The sequence below is a fragment of the Kocuria sp. NPDC057446 genome (assembly GCF_042802875.1).
Classification (GTDB): domain Bacteria; phylum Actinomycetota; class Actinomycetes; order Actinomycetales; family Micrococcaceae; genus Kocuria.
Map to the genome: position 1 here is coordinate 1 of NZ_JBHVDI010000001.1, position 20,478 is coordinate 20,478.

Annotated in this window: 21 protein-coding genes; 6 read left to right on the top strand and 15 right to left on the bottom strand. The window is 75.3% G+C overall.

Annotation, left to right across the window (positions count from 1 at the left end):
- Nucleotides 1-663: class F sortase (locus ACFU0Y_RS00005; protein ID WP_380212386.1), on the top strand; the 663-nt coding region annotated here is incomplete at its 5' end.
- Here ACFU0Y_RS00005 and ACFU0Y_RS00010 read toward each other — a convergent pair.
- Complete coding sequence (locus ACFU0Y_RS00010) at nt 642-1,232, bottom strand: TetR/AcrR family transcriptional regulator (RefSeq protein WP_380212387.1); 591 nt, start codon at nt 1,230-1,232, stop codon at nt 642-644. The two genes, ACFU0Y_RS00005 and ACFU0Y_RS00010, sit on opposite strands and share 22 nt — an antisense overlap.
- A 99-nt stretch (nt 1,233-1,331) precedes the next feature.
- Here ACFU0Y_RS00010 and ACFU0Y_RS00015 point away from each other — a divergent pair, with 99 nt between their 5' ends.
- Nucleotides 1,332-2,168: an alpha/beta fold hydrolase gene (locus ACFU0Y_RS00015; RefSeq protein ID WP_380212388.1), complete on the top strand. Its 837-nt coding sequence runs from the start codon at nt 1,332-1,334 to the stop codon at nt 2,166-2,168.
- Nucleotides 2,169-2,283: 115 nt separating this feature from the next.
- On the opposite strand, the gene ACFU0Y_RS00020 is transcribed toward ACFU0Y_RS00015, so the two are convergent.
- The 6 genes from ACFU0Y_RS00020 to ACFU0Y_RS00045 form a co-directional block, all read right to left on the bottom strand.
- Nucleotides 2,284-2,601, bottom strand: coding sequence for an antitoxin (locus ACFU0Y_RS00020; protein ID WP_380212389.1), 318 nt, complete (start codon nt 2,599-2,601; stop codon nt 2,284-2,286).
- A gap of 74 nt (nt 2,602-2,675) precedes the next feature.
- Entirely contained in the window at nt 2,676-4,064 is a 1,389-nt protein-coding gene (locus tag ACFU0Y_RS00025; protein ID WP_380212390.1) for an FAD-binding oxidoreductase, read from the bottom strand.
- 183 nt (nt 4,065-4,247) lie between these two features.
- On the bottom strand, nt 4,248-5,795 hold the full coding sequence (locus ACFU0Y_RS00030) for a gluconokinase (RefSeq protein ID WP_380212391.1): 1,548 nt from the start codon (nt 5,793-5,795) through the stop codon (nt 4,248-4,250).
- Nucleotides 5,795-6,817 carry an L-idonate 5-dehydrogenase gene (locus ACFU0Y_RS00035; protein ID WP_380212392.1) on the bottom strand — a complete coding sequence of 341 codons (1,023 nt, stop codon included), beginning with the start codon at nt 6,815-6,817 and terminating at the stop codon, nt 5,795-5,797. The genes ACFU0Y_RS00030 and ACFU0Y_RS00035 overlap by 1 nt, the downstream gene beginning before the upstream one ends.
- An 89-nt stretch (nt 6,818-6,906) precedes the next feature.
- Nucleotides 6,907-7,674, bottom strand: a complete 768-nt coding sequence (locus tag ACFU0Y_RS00040; RefSeq protein ID WP_380212393.1) for an SDR family oxidoreductase — start codon at nt 7,672-7,674, stop codon at nt 6,907-6,909.
- A 7-nt stretch (nt 7,675-7,681) separates the two neighbouring features.
- Nucleotides 7,682-9,061, bottom strand: coding sequence for a GntP family permease (locus ACFU0Y_RS00045; RefSeq protein WP_380212394.1), 1,380 nt, complete (start codon nt 9,059-9,061; stop codon nt 7,682-7,684).
- A gap of 124 nt (nt 9,062-9,185) precedes the next feature.
- Here ACFU0Y_RS00045 and ACFU0Y_RS00050 point away from each other — a divergent pair, with 124 nt between their 5' ends.
- Nucleotides 9,186-9,923 carry a FadR/GntR family transcriptional regulator gene (locus ACFU0Y_RS00050; protein WP_380212395.1) on the top strand — a complete coding sequence of 246 codons (738 nt, stop codon included), beginning with the start codon at nt 9,186-9,188 and terminating at the stop codon, nt 9,921-9,923.
- A gap of 45 nt (nt 9,924-9,968) precedes the next feature.
- Complete coding sequence (locus tag ACFU0Y_RS00055; RefSeq protein ID WP_380212396.1) at nt 9,969-10,448, top strand: nucleoside deaminase; 480 nt, start codon at nt 9,969-9,971, stop codon at nt 10,446-10,448.
- A gap of 22 nt (nt 10,449-10,470) precedes the next feature.
- Here ACFU0Y_RS00055 and ACFU0Y_RS00060 read toward each other — a convergent pair whose 3' ends face one another.
- The 7 genes from ACFU0Y_RS00060 to ACFU0Y_RS00090 form a co-directional block, all read right to left on the bottom strand.
- A complete protein-coding gene (locus ACFU0Y_RS00060) occupies nt 10,471-13,023 on the bottom strand; it encodes an ABC transporter (protein ID WP_380212459.1) in 2,553 nt (850 codons plus the stop codon).
- A gap of 114 nt (nt 13,024-13,137) precedes the next feature.
- On the bottom strand, nt 13,138-13,968 hold the full coding sequence (locus tag ACFU0Y_RS00065; protein ID WP_380212397.1) for an FAD:protein FMN transferase: 831 nt from the start codon (nt 13,966-13,968) through the stop codon (nt 13,138-13,140).
- Nucleotides 13,965-14,183: a hypothetical protein gene (locus tag ACFU0Y_RS00070; protein ID WP_380212398.1), complete on the bottom strand. Its 219-nt coding sequence runs from the start codon at nt 14,181-14,183 to the stop codon at nt 13,965-13,967. The genes ACFU0Y_RS00065 and ACFU0Y_RS00070 overlap by 4 nt, the downstream gene beginning before the upstream one ends.
- A 62-nt stretch (nt 14,184-14,245) precedes the next feature.
- On the bottom strand, nt 14,246-14,680 hold the full coding sequence (locus tag ACFU0Y_RS00075; protein ID WP_380212399.1) for a hypothetical protein: 435 nt from the start codon (nt 14,678-14,680) through the stop codon (nt 14,246-14,248).
- A gap of 227 nt (nt 14,681-14,907) precedes the next feature.
- Entirely contained in the window at nt 14,908-15,273 is a 366-nt protein-coding gene (locus ACFU0Y_RS00080) for a hypothetical protein (RefSeq protein WP_380212400.1), read from the bottom strand.
- A gap of 215 nt (nt 15,274-15,488) precedes the next feature.
- On the bottom strand, nt 15,489-16,169 hold the full coding sequence (locus tag ACFU0Y_RS00085; RefSeq protein ID WP_380212401.1) for a YqjF family protein: 681 nt from the start codon (nt 16,167-16,169) through the stop codon (nt 15,489-15,491).
- Between the two features lie 49 nt (nt 16,170-16,218).
- Nucleotides 16,219-16,482 carry a hypothetical protein gene (locus ACFU0Y_RS00090; protein ID WP_380212402.1) on the bottom strand — a complete coding sequence of 88 codons (264 nt, stop codon included), beginning with the start codon at nt 16,480-16,482 and terminating at the stop codon, nt 16,219-16,221.
- A 201-nt stretch (nt 16,483-16,683) separates the two neighbouring features.
- Here ACFU0Y_RS00090 and ACFU0Y_RS00095 point away from each other — a divergent pair, with 201 nt between their 5' ends.
- Nucleotides 16,684-17,571, top strand: coding sequence for a serine hydrolase (locus ACFU0Y_RS00095; protein WP_380212403.1), 888 nt, complete (start codon nt 16,684-16,686; stop codon nt 17,569-17,571).
- A gap of 16 nt (nt 17,572-17,587) precedes the next feature.
- Here the strand turns inward: ACFU0Y_RS00095 and ACFU0Y_RS00100 are convergent, their stop codons facing one another.
- Entirely contained in the window at nt 17,588-19,276 is a 1,689-nt protein-coding gene (locus tag ACFU0Y_RS00100; RefSeq protein ID WP_380212404.1) for an ATP-binding cassette domain-containing protein, read from the bottom strand.
- Nucleotides 19,277-19,490: 214 nt separating this feature from the next.
- On the opposite strand from ACFU0Y_RS00100, the gene ACFU0Y_RS00105 reads away from it, so the two are divergent.
- Nucleotides 19,491-20,450, top strand: a complete 960-nt coding sequence (locus ACFU0Y_RS00105) for a helix-turn-helix domain-containing protein (RefSeq protein WP_380212405.1) — start codon at nt 19,491-19,493, stop codon at nt 20,448-20,450.
- Nucleotides 20,451-20,478 lie beyond the last annotated feature (28 nt).

Consider the following 20,478-nt stretch of genomic DNA (forward strand, 5'->3'; position numbering starts at 1 on the left):
GGTTTCACCACCTGCGCGGCGACCGCCGCCCTCGTGTTGCTTGCCGGGTGCACCGGCGCCACCGGCCCAGAAGCAGGGGCCACCGGCTCGGCCCCGTCGGCCACGGCGAGCACCCCGGCCACCGAAGCCATCCCGACGAGCACCCCGGCACCGACCGCCCCGAGCCCGACCCCGGTGGCCGCTCCTGCGCCCGAACAACCACCGGTGCTCTCCGCCTCCGACCCGGTCTCCGTGACGATCCCGGCCACCGGCGCCGAGTCCGGGCTGCTGCACCTGGGCCTGCGGGACAACGGCTCGCTCGAGGTCCCGCCCGAGGGACCCGGGTCCCCGGCGAGCTGGTACGACGGCTCGCCCACCCCCGGGGAGCGGGGACCGGCCGTGCTGCTGGGCCACGTCAACGCCACGGGCGGCGGCCCGGGGGTCTTCGCCGACCTGCGGGCCCTGGAGCCCGGCGACACGATCGAGGTGGTCCGGGAGGACGGGTCCACGGCCGTCTTCGCCGTCGACCGCGGGGCGCAGTACGGCAAGGCCGACTTCCCCACCCTCGAGGTCTACGGCAACACGGAGGGCGCCGAGCTGCGGCTGATCACCTGCGACGGCTACGACCCGGCCACCGGGGAGTTCGACGACAACTACGTGGTCTACGCGTCCCTGGTGCCCTGAGCGGCGCCGCGGGGCCGCATCGCGGCCTGCACGAGCACCTCCGCGGCCCGGCGTGCCTGCCCCGCCGCCTCGGGGGTGCCGGCGATCGCGGCGGTGGTCTGGGCGCCTTCCGCCAGGATGCACAGCTGCGGGCCCAGGTCCGGAGGACCGCCCGCGGCCTCGACGAGGGCGGCGACGTAGTCCTGGAACGAGCGCTTGTGCGCGCGCGCCGCCTCGGCCACCCGGGGCGAGACGGCGCCCAGCTCCCCGAAGGCGTTGATGAAGCCGCAGCCGCGGAAGGAGTCCTCGGCGAACCAGTCCGCGAGGTGGTCGTAGACGGCCAGCAGCCGTGCCCGCGGGGTGGCAGCCCGGTCCACGCGCTCGCGGACCCCCTCCTCCCAGAGCGCGTGGCGCCGGGCGAGCACGGCCAGCACGATCTCCTCCTTGCCCGGGAACAGGGCGTAGAGGCGCTTGAGCGGGACCCCGGCCGCCTGCCGCAGCTCGTCCATCCCCACGGCCTGGACGCCGCGGGCGTAGAACAGCCGGTCGGCCGTCTCGACGACGTGCCGGCGGAGATCGGTGGAGTCCATGCCCCGAGTCTATTGCGCCGAGAACGACCGTTCCCTAGGCTTCTGTGCAGAGAACGATCGTTCTCTGCATCTGACGCACCAGCGAGAGGAAGAGCCTCCATGGGTCACATCACCGTCGGCACCGAGAACAGCACCGACATCGAGCTGTACTACGAGGACCACGGCAGCGGCCAGCCCGTCGTCCTCATCCACGGGTATCCCCTGGACGGCTCGTCCTGGGAGAAGCAGACCACCGCCCTGCTCGGGGCGGGCTACCGCGTGATCACCTACGACCGTCGCGGCTTCGGCCGCTCCAGCCGGCCCACGACCGGCTACGACTACGACACCTTCGCCGCCGACCTCGACAAAGCCCTGAGCACCCTCGACCTGAGCGACGTGGTCCTGGTGGGCTTCTCGATGGGGACCGGGGAGGTGGGGCGCTACCTCGGGACCTACGGATCCTCCCGGGTGGCCAAGGCGGCCTTCCTGGGCTCGCTCGAGCCGTACCTGCTGCAGACCGAGGACAACCCCGGGGGAGTGCCCCAGGAGGTCTTCGACGGCCTGGCCGCGTCCGTGACCGCCGACCGCTACGCGTTCTTCACCGAGTTCTTCGGCAACTTCTTCAACACGGACACGTTCCTGGGCACGGACCGGCTGAGCCAGGAGATCGTGGACGCCAGCTGGAGCATCGCCGTCCGCTCCGGGGCCGTGGCGTCGGTGGCCGCCCAGCCCACCTGGCTGACGGACTTCCGGGCCGACATCCCCAAGATCGACGTGCCGGCCCTCATCGTGCACGGCACCGCGGACAACATCCTGCCCATCGACGCCACCGGCCGGCGGTTCCACCAGCTCCTCCCGCAGGCGGAGTACGTCGAGATCGAGGGCGCCCCGCACGGGCTGCTCTGGACCCACGGCGCCGAGGTCAACGAGGCCCTGCTGGACTTCCTCGCCCGGTAGCCGCACCCGCCCCGGCGGGTCGGACCTCCGCCCGCGGGACGACGACGGACCCCGCCTGCCGTGCACTCGAGGCCCGGCGGGCGGGGTCCGCTCTGTTACCGCGGCCCGGGAACCGTCAGCGGCGGGGGCCCTCGTGGCCGGGCACGTCACCGGGGCGACCGGTCGCAGCCGGTCCCCCCGTCTGCCCGTCCGGGCGCTGGCTGTCGGCGGGACCGCCCGTCGCCGGGCCGCCCGTGGTCGGGTCGCCGGGCGCGTGTCCGCCGCCGAGGAACTGCCGCGCCTTCTGCTGGACCGTGTCCACGTGGCGCTCGTACTTGCGCCCGGTGCGCTTGTCCACGAAGCTGCCGGCCTGGTCGAGGACCTTGTCGACCTTCTCCGGGTTGCGCTGGGCCAGCTGCTTGGCCTTGGCCGTGAGCCCCTTGAAGTTCACCATCACGTCTCCTTCCGGGAGTGCTCACCGCGCGCGGGACCGCCGCGGTGCTGTCACGAGTCCATCATGCCGAGCTGTCAGTCGGCTGTCCGCCGCCCCTGCCCGACCACGTGCTGGAACCGCAGCAGGTTCCCGGGGTCGTAGAGCGCCTTGGCCCGCACCAGGCGGGCGTAGACCTCCTCGGACCACGCCCGGGCGTGCTCGCTCTCCCCGCCCGGGACCCCGTGCATGTTGACGAACGCCCGGCCCGTGGACCACGGGGCCATCGCCTGCAGGATCTCGGCCAGCGCCCGGGGCGTCGCCTCGGCCACGTGCGGCGCCAGCCAGCCGATGAGCTCGAGGAAGAACGCCGCGTCCCGTCCCGAGACGGCGTCCTGGACGCCGTCCGTCCGGGCGAAGGCTCCGCCCATGAGCCGGATCCCCACCTCCGGCAGCGGGCACCGGCTGCCCGGTCCCGCGTTCCGGAGCAGCGTCATGACCGCGGCGGCGTCGAACTCCCGCAGGAACTCCCCCGTGAGCACGTACAGGCCCGGCTGGGTGGCGTCCATGTGCACCTGGTCGATGTCCCGGTAGTCCAGGGGTCCCACGAGGTCCAGGACCGGCCGGGCGGCCGCCCGCATCGGCGCGAGGACCCGGGCCCCCTCGTCCTCCGGGCCCACCCAGCAGAAGCGCAGGTGCACCAGCATCTGCCGGTGCAGCTCCTCGGGGACGGTCGGGTCGTGCGGCATCCAGCGCAGGGCCACGGACGTCGAGGCGCGCTCGGGCAGCGCGGGCGCCCACCGGCTGAACGCGCTCAGCACCTCCTGGGCGTCGGCGCCGGGGAAGAAGATCCCGCCGCCGTACAGGCTCTCCAGCGGGACGAGGTCGAGGGTCATCGAGGTGACGAGGCCCAGGTTGCCCTTGCCGCCGCGGAGCAGGGCGAACAGCTCCGGCTCGTGCCCCGCGTCCACGTGGCGCAGCCGGCCGTCGGGGGTCACCACGTCGAGGCCCAGCACGTGGTCGGCGGCGAAGCCGAACACCCGGCCGAGCACGGGCAGCCCGCCGCCCAGGGTGTAGCCGACCGCCCCGGCGTCGCTGGCCGAGCCGTTGAGCACCGCGAGCCCGTGCGGGGCGACCGCGTCGATCACGCGGCGCCACCGCACGCCGGCGCCGATCCGCGCCGTCCGGCGGCGGGGGTCGACCTCGAGGTCCTGCATCCGGTGGGTCGTGACGAGCAGCCCGCCCTCCATGGGCTGGTCCGCGCCGTGGCCCGTGGACTGCACCCCCACGGGCTCGTGGTGGGCGGCGGCCCAGTGCATCACGGCCACCACGTCCGCGGCGTCGGTCACGCCGACCGCCGCGTCCGGGTGGTGGACGGCGGCCAGGTTGAAGCCGGCGATCTCCTCCGCGAAACCGTCCTCGTCCGGCAACAGGACCGGGCCCCGGACCTGCCGGCGGAGCTCCTCCGCGTCCGTCCTCGAGATCATGGCGGGCCTCCTCGGCGCCGGCTCTCCGGCGCGCGGGGCCGGACGGTCCCGCGTCCGTCGGAGCACGGGTCCATTCTCCCACGCGGACCCGCCGGTGGAGCGGCCGGGCCGGGCACGGATCCGTCTCGGCCGCCCCGGCCGGGACCGTCGCCCGGGGCGGCCGGTGCGGGGCCGGCGGACGGGTCAGCCCCGCTCGAGCGGCAGGGCGGGCGCCAGCCGGCGCAGGGACGTGAACGTGGGCACCAGGGCCTCGTAGAGCTGCTCGAACACCGGCTGCAGGGACGCGTGGACCGCGGCGTCGGCGGGGTCGGGACGCACCACGGACTCCACCTGGACCAGGTCCGCGGCCACGTCGACGGACTCGATCAGCCCGAGCGCCTGCATCCCCAGCAGCGCGGCGCCGAAGCCGGAGCCCTCGTGTCCCGAGGCGAAGGAGATGTCCGTGCCGAGGACGTCGGCGAGCAGCTGGCGCCACAGCGGGCTGCGGGCGAAGCCGCCGGTGGCGCGGATCTGCTCCACCGTCAGGCCCGCCGAGCGCATCGACTGCAGGACCAGGCCGAGCTGCTGGCAGACGCCCTCCAGGGCCGCGCGCACCAGGTGCTCGCGGCGGTGGGCGCGGGTCAGCCCCACGTAGGCGCCCTGGGGCAGGGAGCTCCAGTGCGGGGCGCGCTCGCTCAGCAGGTAGGGCAGCATGAGCAGTCCCCCGGACCCGGCCGGGACGCTCCCCGCGAGCGCGAGCAGCTCCTCCTCCGGCTCCTCCCCCAGGTCGGGGGCGAGGGCGTCCCCGGCCCAGCCCAGGACCACGCCGCCGTTGTTGATGGCCCCGCCGACCACCCAGCGCCCCGGCGTCAGGGCGTAGCAGAAGACCCGTCCCAGGGGGTCCACCACGGGACGGTCGACGACGACGCGCAGGGCGCCGCTCGTGCCGATCGAGCAGGCCGCCACCCCCGGCCGGACGGCGCCCAGCCCGAGGTTGGCCAGCGGCCCGTCGCTGGCCCCCACCACGACGGGCACGGTGGCGGGCAGCCCGGTGGCGCGGGCCGCCTCGTCCGTGAGGCCGGGCAGGACGTGGGTGGTGGGCACGAGCTCGGGCAGCTGCTCGGGCAGGATCCCGGCGTGGGCGAGGGCCTCGCCGTCCCAGGCGAGACCGTGGATGTCCATGAGCCCGGTGGCCGAGGCCACCGAGTGGTCCACCACGAGCGCGTCGCACAGCCGCAGCAGCACGAACTCCTTGATGCCGGCCCAGAACGCGACCCGCTCGCACAGCTTGGGCTCCTGGTCGTGGAACCACACGAGCTTGGGCAGCGGGGACATCGGGTGCACCGGGGTGCCCGTGCGCCGGTGCAGGGCCAGTCCGCCCGTGCTCGCGCGCAGCCGTTCGGCCTGGACGCTCGCCCGGGTGTCCGCCCAGGTGACGAGCGGGGTGAGGGGCTCCCCCTCGGGCGAGAGGCCGAGCAGGCTGTGCATCGCGGCGCTGAAGGACAGCCCGGCCACCCGCTCCGCCCCGACCTCCTCGACCACCGTCCGGACCGTGTCCAGCACCGCCTGCAGGATCAGCGCGGGGTCCTGCACGGCGTGGCCGGGGTGCGGCTCCTCCAGGGGATAGCCCGCCGAGGCGGCGGCGAGCTGCTCCCCGCCCACGGCGAAGGCCACCGCCTTGGTGCTCGTGGTGCCGATGTCGACGCCCAGCACCACGGGCTCCGGGTGCCCGGCTCCGGCCGGCCCCGGCATCAGCTCGTCCCCCCGGCGGCGAGGGAGACCAGGACCTTGCCGGAGACCGCGGAGTCCCGGGCCGTGGCGAAGGCCTCGGCGGCGCGGTCGGCGGGGAACTCGTGCGTGACCACGTCCTCGATGCCGGGGCGCGCGGCGATCAGCTCGATCGCCTCGTCGATCTCGTCGTCGAACCGGAAGGACCCGCGCAGCTGGAGCTCCTTGGACACGAGCGGGGCCAGGTTCACGGGCCGCGCCTCGTTCGGCACCATCCCCACCTGGACCACGACGGCGCCCCGGCGCCCGGCCGCCAGCGCCGGGCTCACGGCCGCGGGCACCCCGGAGCACTCCAGCACCACGTCGAAGGCCTCCGCGGGGAGCTGCTCCGCCCCGATCCGGACCGTGCCGTGCACGCCGAGCCCCCGGGCCCGCTCGAGGGGCCCCTCGAGGACGTCGGTGGCCACGACCTCGGCCGCGCCGCGCGCCAGGGCCGCGGCGGCGGAGAGCAGGCCGATCGGCCCGGACCCGGAGACGAGCACGCGCCGGCCGGTCACGTCCCCGGCCACGGTGAGCCCGTGCAGGGCCACGGCCAGCGGCTCGGCCAGGGCCGCGCGGCGCAGCGGGACATCCTCCGGGAGCACCCGGACCATGTCCCGGCGCACCAGCAGGTACTCGCTCATCCCGCCCTGGGTGTGCGGGCGGGTGGCGGCGCTGCCGAGGTAGGCCCCGCCGGGCCACAGGTGGCGCCGGTCCTCGATCCCCGGCTGCGGGATGCCGAACGTGGCCGGGTGGACCGTCACCGGGGTGCCGGGAGTGAGCTCCCCGGCGGGGTCGAGGTCCACCGTGCCGGAGACCTCGTGCCCGGGCACGAGGGGCTCCCGCACCACGTACTCGCCGTTGGCGCCCTCGGCCCAGTAGTGCAGGTCCGACCCGCACACCCCGCCGTAGGCGATCCGGAGCCGGACCTGCCCCTCACCGGGCTCCGGCGTGGGCACGTCCTCGACGCGCAGGTCGTCCTTGCCGTGGATCACGATGGCCTTCATGTGCTCTCCTCCTGGTGCGTCCCGGGGCTCCGCCGCGGGGTGCGGGACGGTGGGCGGGGTGGTGCGTGCCGGGCGGGCGGTGCTGCTGGTCAGAGGACGGAGGTCATGCCGCCGTCGACGAGCACGTTGTGCCCCGAGACGAAGCTGGAGGCGTCCGAGCACAGGTAGACCAGCGTGCCCACGAGCTCCTCGACCCGCCCCCAGCGGCGGGCCGGGGTGCGCTCGACCACCCAGCGGTCGAACGCCTCGTCGTCGATCAGCGCCTGGTTCATCTCGGTGGCGAAGTAGCCGGGCGAGATCGCGTTGACCTGGATGTTGTGCCGGGCGAGGTCGGCGGCCATCCCCTTGGTGAGCATGACCACCCCGCCCTTGGTGGCCGAGTACGGGGCGATGGTCTGCCGGGCGAGCACCGACTGCACGGAGCCGATGTTGACGATCTTGCCCGAGCCCCGCTCCTGCATGCCGGGGGCCACGGCCCGGGAGACGTGGAAGACGCTCGAGAGGTTCGCCGCGACGATGTCCTCCCAGTCCTGGGCCGCGAACTCGGCGAAGGGCGCGCGGCGCTGGATGCCGGCGTTGTTCACGAGGATGTCCGGGACGCCGTGCTCGGCGAGGAGCGCGTCGATCCCCGTCCGGACGGCCTCGGCGTCGGTGACGTCGAAGGCCGCCGTGACCGGTTCCGTGCCCGTGCCGGCGGCGATCTCGTCGCGCACCCGGGCGAGGGCGCCGGGGTCGCGCCCGTGCAGGACCACGCGGGCGCCCGCCTCGGCGAGACCCGTGGCCAGGGCCCGCCCCAGGCCCCGGGAGGAGCCGGTGACGAGGGCGAGCCGGCCGGTGATGTCGAAGACGTTGTGCATGTCCGCCTCAGGCGATGTAGAAGATGACGAGGACGATGGCGAAGCCCACCACGGACTGCAGGGCCTGCTGCACCGTCCAGGTCTTCAGCGTGGTCTTGACGTCCATGCCCATGAGCCGGCCCACCAGCCAGAAGCCGGAGTCGTTGACGTGCCCGGCGAAGACCGAGCCGGCGGCGGTGGCCAGGACCACGGCCGCGACCTCCACGGAGTTGAAGCCGCCCGCGGCCACGGCCGGGGCCATGAGCCCGGCGGCGGTGACGAGGGCCACCGTGGCCGATCCCTGGGCCAGGCGCAGGACCACGGCGATGAGATAGGCCGCGAAGATGACGGGCAGCCCGATGCCGTCCAGCGAGGACGCCAGCGCGTCGCCGATGCCGGAGGCCCGCAGGACGCCGCCGAACATGCCGCCGGCACCGGTGATGAGGATGACGGAGGCGACCGGGCCCAGGGCGGAGTCGATGACCTTCTCCAGGGCGGTGCCGTGCTCGCCGCGGCGGGTGCCGAGGACGAACAGGGCCACGAGCACCGAGATCAGCAGGGCCACCGGGGAGGCGCCGACCATCGAGAGCACGGGGAACCACGGGGCCTCCTCGGAGACGGTCCCGGCGGCGCGGAGGAAGTCCAGGCCGGTGTTCATGAAGATGAGCACCAGGGGCAGCAGGAGCAGGGCGATGATGGTGCCGACCCGCGGCGGGTTGGCGGGCTGGTCGTCGTCGATCTCGCCGAAGAGGCCGGGCACGGGCAGGATGATCCGGCTGCCCACGCGCTTGCCCCACAGGTAGCCCGTCACGTACCAGAGCGGGAAGGCCAGCAGCAGGCCGATGAGCAGGACCATGCCGAGATCGGCGCCGTAGAGCTCCGTGGCGGCCACGGGACCGGGGTGCGGCGGCACGAAGACGTGCATGACCGAGAACGCGCCGGCGGCGGGGATGCCGTAGAGCAGCACGTTGGTGCCGCTCACCCGGCGGGCGACGGCGAAGATGATCGGCAGCATGACCACGAGGCCGGCGTCGAAGAAGATCGGGAAGCCCATGATCAGGGAGGCGATGCCGAGACCGAAGGGAGCGCGCTTCTCGCCGAAGACGTCCACCAGCTTGTCGGCGAGCACCCGGGCCCCGCCGCTGTGCTCCACGAGCTTGCCGAGCATGGCGCCGAGGCCGATGAGCAGGGCCACCGAGCCGAGCGTGCTGCCGAAGGCGCCCACGGTGGTCTCCACGATCAGCGCCGGCGGGATGCCCGTGGCGAGGGCCGTCAGCAGCGCCACCAGGATCAGGGTCAGGAAGGCGTGCAGCTTGAACTTGATCACCAGGACCAGGATCAGTGCGATGGCGGCCGCGGCGATCGCCAGCAGCGGCGCGGTGCCGAGGGTCTGTGTCCAGTCTTCCACTGCGTTTCTCCGTTGGTCTCGTGCCTGCGGGCAGGCCGTGGGGTCTCGTGGTGAGCCACGACACACGCTAGGCTGACAGAAAGATCATACTTTTGGCAACACTGTGGGCGCGATCGTGCCGCACATGACGGACGGAGCGTCCATGCACGGGGTGGAGCAGCACAGCGGGGTGCTGGACCGGCTCGGCGAGAGCATCGCCTCCGGGGTGCGGGCCCCGGGCACCGTCCTGACGCTCGCGGCCCTCGAGGAGGAGTTCGGGGTCTCCCGCACGCTCGTGCGGGAGGTGGTGCGCGTGCTCGAGTCCATGGGGATGGTGGAGTCCCGGCGGCGGGTGGGCGTGACCGTCCGGCCCCCGCGGGACTGGAACCCGTTCGACCCCCGGCTGATCCGGTGGCGGCTCGGCGGCCCGGGGCGGGACGAGCAGCTGCGGAGCCTGACCGAGCTGCGGACCGCCATCGAGCCCGCGGCCGCACGGCTGGCCGCGGTCCGGGCCGACGAGCCCGCCCGGCGGCGCCTGGTGGAGCTCGCCGCCCGGCTGCGGGAGCTCGGCGAGGCCCGGCGCGGGACCGACCCCGAGTACCTGGAGGTGGACACCGCCTACCACGCGCTGCTGCTGGAGGCGAGCGGCAACCCGATGCTCGCCGCCCTGCAGGGCGTGGTGGCCGAGGTGCTCTCCGGGCGCACGGCGCTCGGCCTCATGCCCCGCGCCCCGGACCCCGGGGCGCTCGAGGACCACGAGGCCACGGCCGCCGCCGTCGCCCGCGGGGACGCGGCCACGGCCGAGGCCAGGGCCCGGGCCGTGGTGGCAGAGGTCCTCGAGGGCGTCGCGGACGTGACGGGCGGAGGCGCGGGACAGCCGTGACCGGCCGGGCACGGCACGCTCCGCCCCGGCCCGTAGGCTGGGCGCATGGGCATCTCGGAGACCGACCGCGGACACCTGCGACGCTGCGTGGAGCTGGCCCGCGAGGCCCTCGACGCCGGGGACGAGCCGTTCGGCTCGGTGCTCGTCTCCGCCCGGGGCGAGGTCCTGTTCGAGGACCGCAACCGGGTGGCCGGCGGTGACGCGACCCGGCACCCCGAGTTCGAGATCGCCCGCTGGGCGGCCGCCCGCCTGACCCCGGAGCAGCGCTCCGCGGCCACGGTCTACACCTCGAACGAGCACTGCCCCATGTGCGCGGCCGCGCACGCCTGGGTGGGTCTGGGCCGCATCGTCCACGCCTCGTCCTCGGCGCAGCTCGGCCGCTGGCTGCACGAGCTCGGCGTCCCGCCCGCCCCGGTCGCGGCGCTGCCGATCTCCCAGGTGGCACCCGGGGTCCCCGTGGACGGCCCGTGCCCCGAGCTGGCTCCTGCGGTGCACGAGCTGCACCGGAGGCACCGGCAGCGCTGACCCGCGCGACGGAGGGCGGGGATCAGGCCAGGGCGGCGGCCAGGTAGGGGGCCGTGCGGCTCGCCGGGCACGCGGCGACCTCGGCCGGGGTGCCGGCGCACACGACCCGCCCGCCGGCCTCGCCGCCGGCGGGACCCATGTCGATCACCCAGTCCGAGGACGCCACCACGTCCATGGCGTGCTCCACCACCACCACGGTGTTGCCGGCGTCCACCAGGCGGTTCAGCTGGCGCAGCAGCAGCTGCACGTCCTGCGGGTGCAGCCCGGTGGTGGGCTCGTCCAGGAGGTACAGGGTGTGACCGCGGCGGGCCCGCTGCAGCTCGGTGGCCAGCTTGATCCGCTGCGCCTCCCCGCCGGAGAGCTCGGTGGCCGGCTGGCCGAGCCGCAGGTAGCCGAGCCCCACGTCGAGCAGGGTGCGCAGGCTGCGCGCGGCGGCCGGGACGTCCGCGAGGAACTCGGCGGCGGTCTCCACCCGCATCCCCAGGACGTCGGCGATGCTCCGGCCCCGGTGGGTGACCTCCAGCGTCTCGGCGTTGTAGCGGGCGCCCCGGCAGTCGGGGCAGGGCCCGTAGGTGCCGGGCAGGAACAGCAGCTCGACGGCCAGGAAGCCCTCGCCCTGGCACGTCTCGCAGCGGCCGCCGGCGACGTTGAAGGAGAACCGCCCGGCCCCGTAGCCGCGGGCCCGCGCCTCGTCGGTGCCGGCGTAGAGCTTGCGGACCGCGTCGAACAGCCCCGTGTAGGTCGCCAGGTTCGAACGGGGGGTCCGGCCGATGGGCCGCTGGTCCACCCGGATCAGCCGGTCCAGGTGCTCCAGGCCCTCGACCGCGCCCACGCGCGCGCCGGCGGCGGTGGGCACGGCGTCCTCCTCCTCCGGCCCGGCGGGCTCGGGTGCCGCCCCGCCGTGCACGTGCCGGCCGACCGTCTCGGCCAGGACCTGGCTGACCAGCGTGGACTTGCCCGAGCCGGAGACCCCGGTGACGGCGGTGAGCACGCCCAGCGGGATCTCCGCGTCGAGGTCCAGCAGGTTGTGGCGCGTGACCCCGCGCAGCCGCAGCCGCCGCTCGACCGGACGGGGCCCGCGCTGCGCCGTCGTCGTTCCCGGGGCTCCGTGGGCCGCGCCGTCCGCGGAACCGGCCGAGGGCCGATCCGCGGGGCGGTCCGAGGGCCCGCCAGAGGGCCCGTCCGGGAACAGGAAGGGACGGGTGGCGGACTCCGCCACGTCGGCCAGCCCGGGTACGGGACCGCTGTAGAGCACCGAGCCGCCGCGGTCCCCGGCCTGGGGCCCCACGTCCACCACCCAGTCGGAGCGCCGCACCACGGCCATGTCGTGCTCCACCACGAACACCGAGTTGCCGGAGGCCTTCAGCTCCTCGAGCACGGCCAGCAGCGGCTCGGCGTCGGCCGGGTGCAGACCCGCCGAGGGCTCGTCGAGCACGTAGACCACCCCGAAGAGCCCGGAGCGCAGCTGGGTGGCGATCCGCAGCCGCTGCATCTCCCCCGGGGAGAGCGTGGGCGTGGACCGGTCCAGGCTCAGGTACCCCAGGCCCAGGTCCAGGAGCACCTGCAGCCGGGCGAGCAGGTCCTTGGCGATGGTCACCGCGGCCTCGCTGCGCTCCCCCGAGGACACGGCCCGGGAGGCGGTGCCGGCGTGCTCCAGGGCGGCCGTGGGCCGGACCACCTCGGCCAGCTCGCCCAGGGACGCCCCGTTGAGCTCGGCGATGCTCCGGCCCGCGAAGCTCACGGCGAGCGCCTCCGGGCGCAGCCCGCTGCCGGCGCAGCCGGGGCAGGGTCCCGTGACCACGTACCGCAGCACGCGCTCGCGCATCTGCTGGCTCGCGGAGTCCGCGAGGGTGTGCAGCACGTAGCTCCTCGCGCTCCAGAACCGGCCCTTGTACGGCTTCGCCACCCGGTCCCGCTGCGGGGTGATCTCCACGACCGGCTGCTCCTCGGTGAACAGGATCCAGTCGCGCTCCGCCCGCGGCAGCTCGAGCCAGGGGACGTCGACGTCGTGGCCCAGGTGGCTCAGGATGTCGCGCAGGTTCTTGCCCTGCCACGCGCCCGGCCACGCGGCGATCGCCCCGTCCCGGATGCTCAGTGCCGGGTCCGGGACCAGGGAGGACTCGGTGACGTCGTGCACGGTGCCCAGGCCCGAGCACCGGGGGCACGCGCCGGCGGCCGTGTTGGGGGAGAACGCGTCCGAGTCGAGGCTGCCCGCCGCGGAGTCCGGGTAGGTGCCGGCCCGGGAGAAGAGCATGCGCATCGAGTTGGACAGCGTGGTGAGGGTGCCCACCGTGGAGCGCGAGCTGGGTGCCCCGCGCCGCTGCTGCAGGGCGACGGCGGGCGGCAGCCCGGTGATCGACTCCACGGCGGGGTTGTGGCCCTGCTGGATCAGCCGCCGGGCGTAGGGCGCCACGGACTCGAGGTAGCGCCGCTGCGCCTCGGCGTAGATCGTGCCGAAGGCCAGGGAGGACTTGCCGGACCCGGAGACGCCGGTGAAGGCGACGATGGCGTCGCGGGGGACGTCCACGTCCACGTGGCGCAGGTTGTTCTCGGAGGCTCCCCGGACCCGGACCATGCCGGTGCGGGCGGTGCCGGGAACGGTGTCGGGGGCCGGGGCGGTGTCGGGGTGGGTGCTCACCGCCCCCACCCTAGCCACCGGCGGGGCCGCGGGTGGACTCGGCGGGCGGACTCAGCGGGCCAGGTGGTGCTCCCGGCGGATGGACCACACCGTGTCCGCGGGCGCGGGGTCCACGCCCCACGCGGACCACTCGTCCAGGCCGGCGAACCAGCGGGCCCCGTCCCGGCCGGCGACCACGAGGGCCGTGGCGAGCACTCCGGCCAGCCGGGCGTCCGGACCCACGACCGTGGCGGCGCGGGCGCCCGCGGCGGACCGGCCCGTGCGCGGGTCGACGACGTGCGCCGGCCGCTCGGAGGTCCCCGAGGTCGACACCGCGCCGTTGCCGGGCAGCACGGTCCACGTGACGGCGCCGGGGTCCTCGGGGTGGCGGACCCCCACCGCCCAGGGCTCCCCGGGCGCGGCGGACCCCCGGGTCACCACGTCCCCGCCGGCGTCCACGCAGACGTTCGCGCACCCGGCGCGGACCAGGTCGTCGGCGATCCGCTCCGCGGCCCACGCCGTGACGTAGCCGGAGGGGTCGAAGCCCCCGCGCACGGCCCACGGGTCGAAGCACCCGTCGGTCAGCTGCCGGGCCTCCCGGCAGCGCTGGAGCACGTCCAGGAGAGCGCCCTGGGCGGCGTCCCACCGGCTGAGCCGGCGCTCGTCGAGCAGCCCGGAGCGCAGCGCCGTCACCAGCGAGTCCGGGCGGTAGGTGGAGAAGACGGCGTCGACCCACCGCAGGTTGGCCACGGCGGTGTCCAGCGCGTGCTGCACGGCGGGCTCGGGGGGCAGGCCCTCCTCGCCGGCGCGGACGTCGAGGGTCACGGTGGTGCCCCAGACCCGTTCCCGGTGGCGGCGCCACCGGCCCTCGGGCCGGCGCAGCTCGACGGCGGGGGCGCTCACAGCCCGGCCCGCTCCAGCAGCTCCCGGCAGAGCGTGCGGTAGCCCTGCACGGCGGGGACGGGGGCGGTCACGACGTCGACCCGCGCCGGCCGCCTCGTGAGGATCTCCTCGTGGAGGACGGGGACGGCGCGGTCGTCGAGGCGCTGCGGGGGGCGTGGGGGCAGGGATGTCCGGTCGATGCGTTCGACTATAGAGCGGGGGGTGGTGCCGGGCACTGGACTTTCGGGCAGAGTTCCGGCCCCGTCCCGGCGCGGGGACGGGGCCGGTCCCTCCCGGCCTACTCGGCCTGGTCCGGCTCCTCGTCGCTGATCTGGATGACCTGCAGCGGCAGGTTGGTGCCGGTGCCGCAGAACTCCGTCTGGCACTCCTGGATGAACCCGGAGAGCACGGCCGGTCCCTCGTCGAAGGCCATGTTGAAGGCCACGGCCTGGTAGTCCAGCTGCACCTCGCCGCCCTCGCAGACCCACTGCTTGAAGTAGCTGCCGTTGGCGATCCGCCCCTCGGAGACCCGCTGGGTCACGTTGAGGGAGACGAAGATGTTGCTCCCCGCCGTGCACGAGACCGTGTAGGTGCCCTGGACGGCCGCCCCCTCGGCGATCCGCGTGGCGTCGCTGATGTCGTAGATCTCCATCGCCTGCGCCGGTGCGGCGGCGACGAGGCCGATCCCCGCCGCGAAGGCGGCGGCCGTGACTGCCCTGGTGGTTCTTCTCATGGTTCTGTCCCATCCGGTGGAGAAGCGAGGACCGCTTCGCGACTGGTGCCGGCCCGCGGCGCGTTCCCCCGAACGCTCCCCGAGCCCCGTGTCTGGTGCGACGTGACCAACGTAGGCGCAGGTCAGGACGCCTCGGCCACCGTGCGCGAAGATGACGGACACGATTCGGACACGGGTCCCCGCCGGGCGGGCGGCGTCGCCGCCGGGGTCACCGGGCGACGCGCCCCTCAGAACGCGTCGTCGATGGGCACCGGCCGCCCGTGCCGGTCGTAGTAGTAGACCCCGTGCGTCTCCGGCGCCTCGTCCGCGGGGGCCCCGGGGACCTCCCCGCGGAGGAGGCCGCGGTCCTCCCGGGCGCCGACCGCGAGCACGCCGGCGGACACGAGCAGCAGCAGCGCCACCGTGACCAGCGGGGCCATCGGCACGGCGCGCACGAGGACGGCCAGGAGCACGGTCAGCGCGAGGACCAGCAGCAGGGCTCCCGTGATCGCCGGCTCCAACGCGCGTCCGGGACGCGAGGCCCTCGGACCGGCCGGGGGCCGGCCGGGAAGATCCGGCAGCTGGGGCAGCTCGGGAACGAGTGGAGTGGTCACGGCGGGCCTTTCGCGTGCGGCTCCCCCCGGCGGGACGGTCCCGGGGGCGAGCGGCTCCGGGAGCGACCTCGACCGGAGTCCCCCCGATCGCTTCCGCAGGAGCTGGTTCCATCCTGGACCGTCCGCACCGCCGGGGCACGCCCACTCTTGTGGGGGCCGGACGGCCTCCGGGAGCACGGTGCGGGGCGGGCGGCGCGCGCACGGGCCCCTGCGGCTCAGGTGCCGCGCACCGTCCGGGGCCGCCCGATCCGGGTCCGGACCCCGGACGAGTACAGCACCGACGCCGGCGGTCCCTCGACGTCGATCCCGGCCGCGGCCACCAGCCCGTCCACGACGTGCGTGACCGTGGCGGGGTGCAGCGTCCAGGCCTCGTGCGAGACGGGGACGTGCACCGTCCGGCCGGCGAACCGGCTGTGCAGGCCGAACCGCGCGGTGAGCTCCACCGACAGCTCGTCGTCGGCGCGGACGGTGGGGTCCGGGCGCACGGCGAAGGCGGACGTCGTGCGTCCGCCGCGCCGCCGCACGTCGTACCCGACGCCCGGGTCCGACCGGCCGGGACCCACGGCCCGGCACTGCGACCACACATAGGGCAGCCCGGCGGCGCGGGCACCGAGGACCACCGCGAGCCGCGGGGCGTCGAGGGACAGGAACACCACGCCGCGCGTGCCGTCCGGTTCGCGGGAGTAGAGGCGCACGTTGATCTCGGGGAAGCTGCCCAGCCAGGGCAGGGGCACCGCGGCACCGAGCCGGATGCGGTGCATGCGGAATCCCACGAGGCCCACCCAGGCGGAGCCGTCGACCACGTCGGGGCGGACTCCCGGCGGCATCCGCGCCGCCGCCGCGGGCACGGGGATGCGCCAGTGCAGGAAGACGGCGTCCTCCCAGCGCTGGTCCATCAAAGGGGGGCGGGGCAGCCCCGGCGCCGCCGGCCAGGGGCCCGCCGGATCAGCCGTCGTCCTGCTCGTCGTCCTGCTCCATGGGACCCTCGCCCTCCGTGGGACTGATGGGTCCGGTCGTGTTCTCCTCCTCGGTGGCGTCGGTGGCCTCGTCGTCGGCGGTCTCCTCGCCGCCGGCGGGGGCCTCCTGCTCCGTGGTCTCCTCACCGCCGGACCCGGTGTCGTCGCATCCCGCGAGCCCCAGGGCGGCGAAGGACAGGAATCCGATCGCCAGCACCCTCCGCCACCAGTTCTCGCCTGCAGCTGCGGACATGACCCCTCCTTCGTGGTGTGCATGAGTTGTCAAAGGCAAGCACGCTTTCCATTTGGGGGCAAGAGAGGGGACAGGATTGAGGGAACATGCTCAGCGGAATTCCAGGAGGGCGCCGGTAGCGTCGAAAGCGGGACCGGCACCGTCCACCGGGGCGGTGCATCCGGGTCCGCGTCCGACGTCCGCCCACCAGGAAGGCCCACCGTGCGCACGAGCCGTCGAGGGTCCCGGACCCGCCGCACCGCGGCGCTGGGCCTCGCGCTCGTCCTCCTCCTCGGCGGCTGCGGGGCCGAGGGCGACGGAGCCGGGGACGCGGCGACCGCCGTGCCGGCAGAGGCCGCCGCCACGGGCCTGGCGGCGGACCTGGAGGACCTCGCCACCGAGGTCCCCGGAGAGCTCGGGGTCGTGCTGCTCGATCCGGAGGGCGCGGAGGTGGTGGCACGCAGCGCCGACCGCCCGTTCACGAGCGCGAGCCTCTACAAGCTCTTCGTGGCCCATGCGGTCCTCGACGAGGCCGACCGGGGCGCCCTCGGCCTCTCGGACGTGGTGCCGGAGCTGGGCCTCACGGTGGAGCAGTCCCTCGACGTGATGATCAGCTGGTCGGACAACGCCTCCGGCGCGGCGCTGGGCCGCTGGCTCGGGTGGAAGGAGGTCGAGGCCTTCGCGCAGGAGCAGGGCTTCACGGCCACCACGTTCGATCCCGGCACCGGGTCGCAGGACGTGGTCGCGATGTCCACCACCCCCGCCGACGTGGCCGCCCTCCTCGAGCGCCTGCGCCGGGGCGATCTGCTCTCCGACTCCTCCACCGCGCTGCTCCTCGGGTTCCTCGAGGAGCAGCACCTCGACTACGCCCTCTCCAGCGGCTTCTCCCCGGACGTCGACTTCGCGCACAAGACCGGCCTGCTGGAGGACGTCTCGCACGACGTCGGGATCGTCGACATCGGCGGGCAGGAGTACGTCCTCGCCGTCCTGACCGACGGGTGGTCCGGCTACGAGGAGTCGACGCCCTGGTTCGGGGAGGCCGCGCGGACGGTCGAGGCGTACGTCCGCGAGGACACGGGCGCCGGCCCCTGGACCGCGGCGGCACCGTAGCCGGGCGCCGCCGCGCTCAGTCCGTCCCGGACCGCACGGGCAGGACCCGTCCCCGCCAGCGCCGCCGGACCCACCGGTCGTGCGTGGCCAGCACCACGGTGCCCGGGAAGTCCAGGAGGGCCCGCTCGAGGTCCTCGGCCAGGGCCGGCGCGACGTGGTTGGTGGGCTCGTCGAGGAGCAGCAGCGGGGGCGGCTCCGCGACCAGGGCCGCGAGCGCCACCCTGCGGCGCTGTCCGGGGGAGAGCTCCCCGAGCGGCCGGGAGGCGTCGCCGGCGCGGAGCAGGCCCAGCTCCGCCAGGGACGGGGCGCGGTCCCCGGCGCGCAGCCGGGAGCGGTAGGCCGCCTCGGCCGGGCACGAGAGGTCCGGCCAGGAGTCGTCCTGGGCCAGGCGGCCGACGACGACGCCGCCCTGCCGCTCCACGCTCCCGCCGTCGGGGCGCAGCTCCCCCGCCAGCACGGCGAGCAGCGTGGACTTCCCGGTGCCGTTCGGGCCCTCGACCAGCAGCCGGTCCCCGGCACGCAGCTCGAGGTCGGTCGGCGCCAGGCGTCCCTCGACCCGGACCCCGGCCAGCCGGACCAGCGGGACGCCGGCGCCGCCCGCCGGGACCGCGACCCGCTCGAAGCCCGCGAAGCGCAGGGGCTCCGGCGGGGCGCCCACCGCGGTGCGCTCGAGGGCGGCCAGCCGGTTCCGGGCCGAGCGCACCCGGCCGCCGACGGTCTTGGCGGCGCGGTCGCTGTAGAACTTCTTGGTGATCCGCCCCTCCGACTTCGGGGCCGTGGTGTGGAAGATCTCCCGTCCGGAGACCGCGGCGATCTCCTGCAGCCGCTCCCGCTCCTGCCCCTGGGCGGCGAAGCGCTCGGCCCAGCGGCGGCGGGCGAGCTCCCGCTGGTCGAGGTAGGCGCTGTAGCCGCCCGCGGAGACCGTGCCCTGCCGGGGCGGCCCGCCGGCGGACTCGTCCGGCCCCAGGGCGGGGTCGAGGTCGACCACCCCGGTGACCACCTCGTCCAGGAACCAGCGGTCGTGGCTGGCCAGGAGCACCGGTCCCCGCCAGCCGGTCAGCTCGCCCGCCAGGAAGTCCACGGCGTCGTCGTCGAGGTGGTTCGTCGGCTCGTCCAGCAGCAGCGCCGTGGGGCGGGCGAGCAGCAGCGCCGCGAGCGCGAGCCGGCGGCGCTGCCCCCCGGACAGTTGCCCGACCGCCCGGTTCCTCGGCAGCCCGGCGAGCCCGAGCCCGCCCAGGACCGCCTCGACGCGGGCGTCGAGGGTCCACAGCCCGAGACGCTCGGCGTCCCGGAGCACGGTGTCGTAGGCGTCGGCGGTGGCGGGATCGTCGGGCGCCGCGGCGATCCCGGCGGCGAGCGCGGCCAGCCGGTGCTCCAGGGCACGGACCTCCGCGACGGCCTGCTCGACGACCTGGGCCAGGGTGGTGGCGGGCGGCGAGTCGAGCTCCTGCCGGAGCAGCCCGGTGCGCTCGGGCCGGTGCACGGTGCCGGTGCCCGGCACCAGGACCCCGGCGGCCACGTGCAGCAGGGTCGTCTTGCCGGCGCCGTTCTCCCCGATCAGGCCGAGGCGCTCCCCGGCGGTGACGCGCAGCGACACGTCGGTGAGGACGCGGCGGCCGGGGTGGCTGACGCCGATGCCGTCGAGGCGCAGGTGGGCGGAGCGGTGCGGGGCGGTGGTCGCCGCCGAGGGCGCGGTGGAGGTCACGGTGCGGTCCTGTCGATGCTGGGGATCGAGCCCGCCGGGCGAGTGCGGCACCGGATGCGCGGGGCCCTGGGGGACCGGAGCGACGGTGCCGGCCGCGGACGCGGGCCGGGGCATCAGGACAGGAACATGGCGACCACGCTACGCCCGCCGGTGACCGGCCGGCAAGGGTGCCGGACGGTCGACTCCCTCTCCGCACGGGCGTACCCTGCGGAGCATGGACTCCGAGGTGCAGCGGTCGGCCTTCAGCACCCGCGATCCCGCGGAGGGCATGGCCGTGCTCGACGAGGTCTTCGCACTCCGGGGCGTGCGCCGGTCCCCCGCCGGCGTGTTCGACATGTCCCTGGCCTCGACCGGGATCGACTTCGTGGCCTACGAGCGGGTGCGGCTGAGGGGCTCCTCGTGCACGGGCCGGACGGACGGCGCCGGGGTGCTGCGGGTGTGCCACGTGACGGCGGGCGTGCTGAGCGCCACCAGCGCCGGCGACCGCTTCCCCCGGACCGGGCCGTTCCTGTTCCCGCAGCGCACCTTCAGCAGCTGGTGGGAGGACCTCGAGGCGACCACCGTGTTCCTGGACCCCGCGGCCGTGGAGGAGCACGCCCGGCGGCTGCTGGGGAACGAGGAGTTCCGGCTCGGGTTCTCGGGGACCCGCCCGGTCTCGCCGGCGATGGCGCAGTACTGGCGGGGGACGGTCTCCCACCTGGCCCGGGACCTGCTGCCCGACGAGCAGGCGCTGAGCAGCCCCCTGATCCGGTCCGAGGCGGCCCGCTCCCTCGCCACCGTCCTGCTGCACACCTTTCCCGGGTCCTTCCTGGACCGTCGCGACACGGGTGCCGGGCAGACCCGTGCCGCCCCGGCCGGGGTGCGGCGGGCGGTCGCCTTCATCGAGGAGAACGCGGCCGCCGACATCGGTCCGACCGACATCGCCGAGGCCGCCAGGATGAGCGTGCGCGGGCTCCAGGCGGCCTTCCGCCGGGAGCTGGGCACCACCCCGACCGCCTGCCTGCGCGCCGTCCGGCTGGACGCCGTCCACCGGGAGCTGCTGGCCGCCGACCCCACCACCGGTTCGACCGTGGAGGAGATCGCCGCGCGCTGGGGCTTCGCCCACCGCGGACGCTTCGCCACCGCCTACCGGGAGCGGCACGGGCAGGCCCCGGCCGGCACCCTGCGGAGCTGAGCACGGTGGTCCGGGAGACGACTCCACC

Excerpts from the sequence above, each read along its gene's own strand:
- ACFU0Y_RS00010 (WP_380212387.1), bottom strand. The coding sequence starts at position 1,232 with ATGGACTCCACCGATCTCCGCCGGCACGTCGTCGAGACGGCCGACCGG.
- ACFU0Y_RS00015 (WP_380212388.1), top strand. The coding sequence starts at position 1,332 with ATGGGTCACATCACCGTCGGCACCGAGAACAGCACCGACATCGAGCTG.
- ACFU0Y_RS00020 (WP_380212389.1), bottom strand. The coding sequence starts at position 2,601 with ATGGTGAACTTCAAGGGGCTCACGGCCAAGGCCAAGCAGCTGGCCCAG.
- ACFU0Y_RS00025 (WP_380212390.1), bottom strand. The coding sequence starts at position 4,064 with ATGATCTCGAGGACGGACGCGGAGGAGCTCCGCCGGCAGGTCCGGGGC.
- ACFU0Y_RS00030 (WP_380212391.1), bottom strand. The coding sequence starts at position 5,795 with ATGCCGGGGCCGGCCGGAGCCGGGCACCCGGAGCCCGTGGTGCTGGGC.
- ACFU0Y_RS00035 (WP_380212392.1), bottom strand. The coding sequence starts at position 6,817 with ATGAAGGCCATCGTGATCCACGGCAAGGACGACCTGCGCGTCGAGGAC.
- ACFU0Y_RS00040 (WP_380212393.1), bottom strand. The coding sequence starts at position 7,674 with ATGCACAACGTCTTCGACATCACCGGCCGGCTCGCCCTCGTCACCGGC.
- ACFU0Y_RS00050 (WP_380212395.1), top strand. The coding sequence starts at position 9,186 with ATGACGGACGGAGCGTCCATGCACGGGGTGGAGCAGCACAGCGGGGTG.
- ACFU0Y_RS00055 (WP_380212396.1), top strand. The coding sequence starts at position 9,969 with ATGGGCATCTCGGAGACCGACCGCGGACACCTGCGACGCTGCGTGGAG.
- ACFU0Y_RS00060 (WP_380212459.1), bottom strand. The coding sequence starts at position 13,023 with ATGGTCCGGGTCCGGGGAGCCTCCGAGAACAACCTGCGCCACGTGGAC.
- ACFU0Y_RS00075 (WP_380212399.1), bottom strand. The coding sequence starts at position 14,680 with ATGAGAAGAACCACCAGGGCAGTCACGGCCGCCGCCTTCGCGGCGGGG.
- ACFU0Y_RS00085 (WP_380212401.1), bottom strand. The coding sequence starts at position 16,169 with ATGGACCAGCGCTGGGAGGACGCCGTCTTCCTGCACTGGCGCATCCCC.
- ACFU0Y_RS00090 (WP_380212402.1), bottom strand. The coding sequence starts at position 16,482 with ATGTCCGCAGCTGCAGGCGAGAACTGGTGGCGGAGGGTGCTGGCGATC.
- ACFU0Y_RS00105 (WP_380212405.1), top strand. The coding sequence starts at position 19,491 with ATGGACTCCGAGGTGCAGCGGTCGGCCTTCAGCACCCGCGATCCCGCG.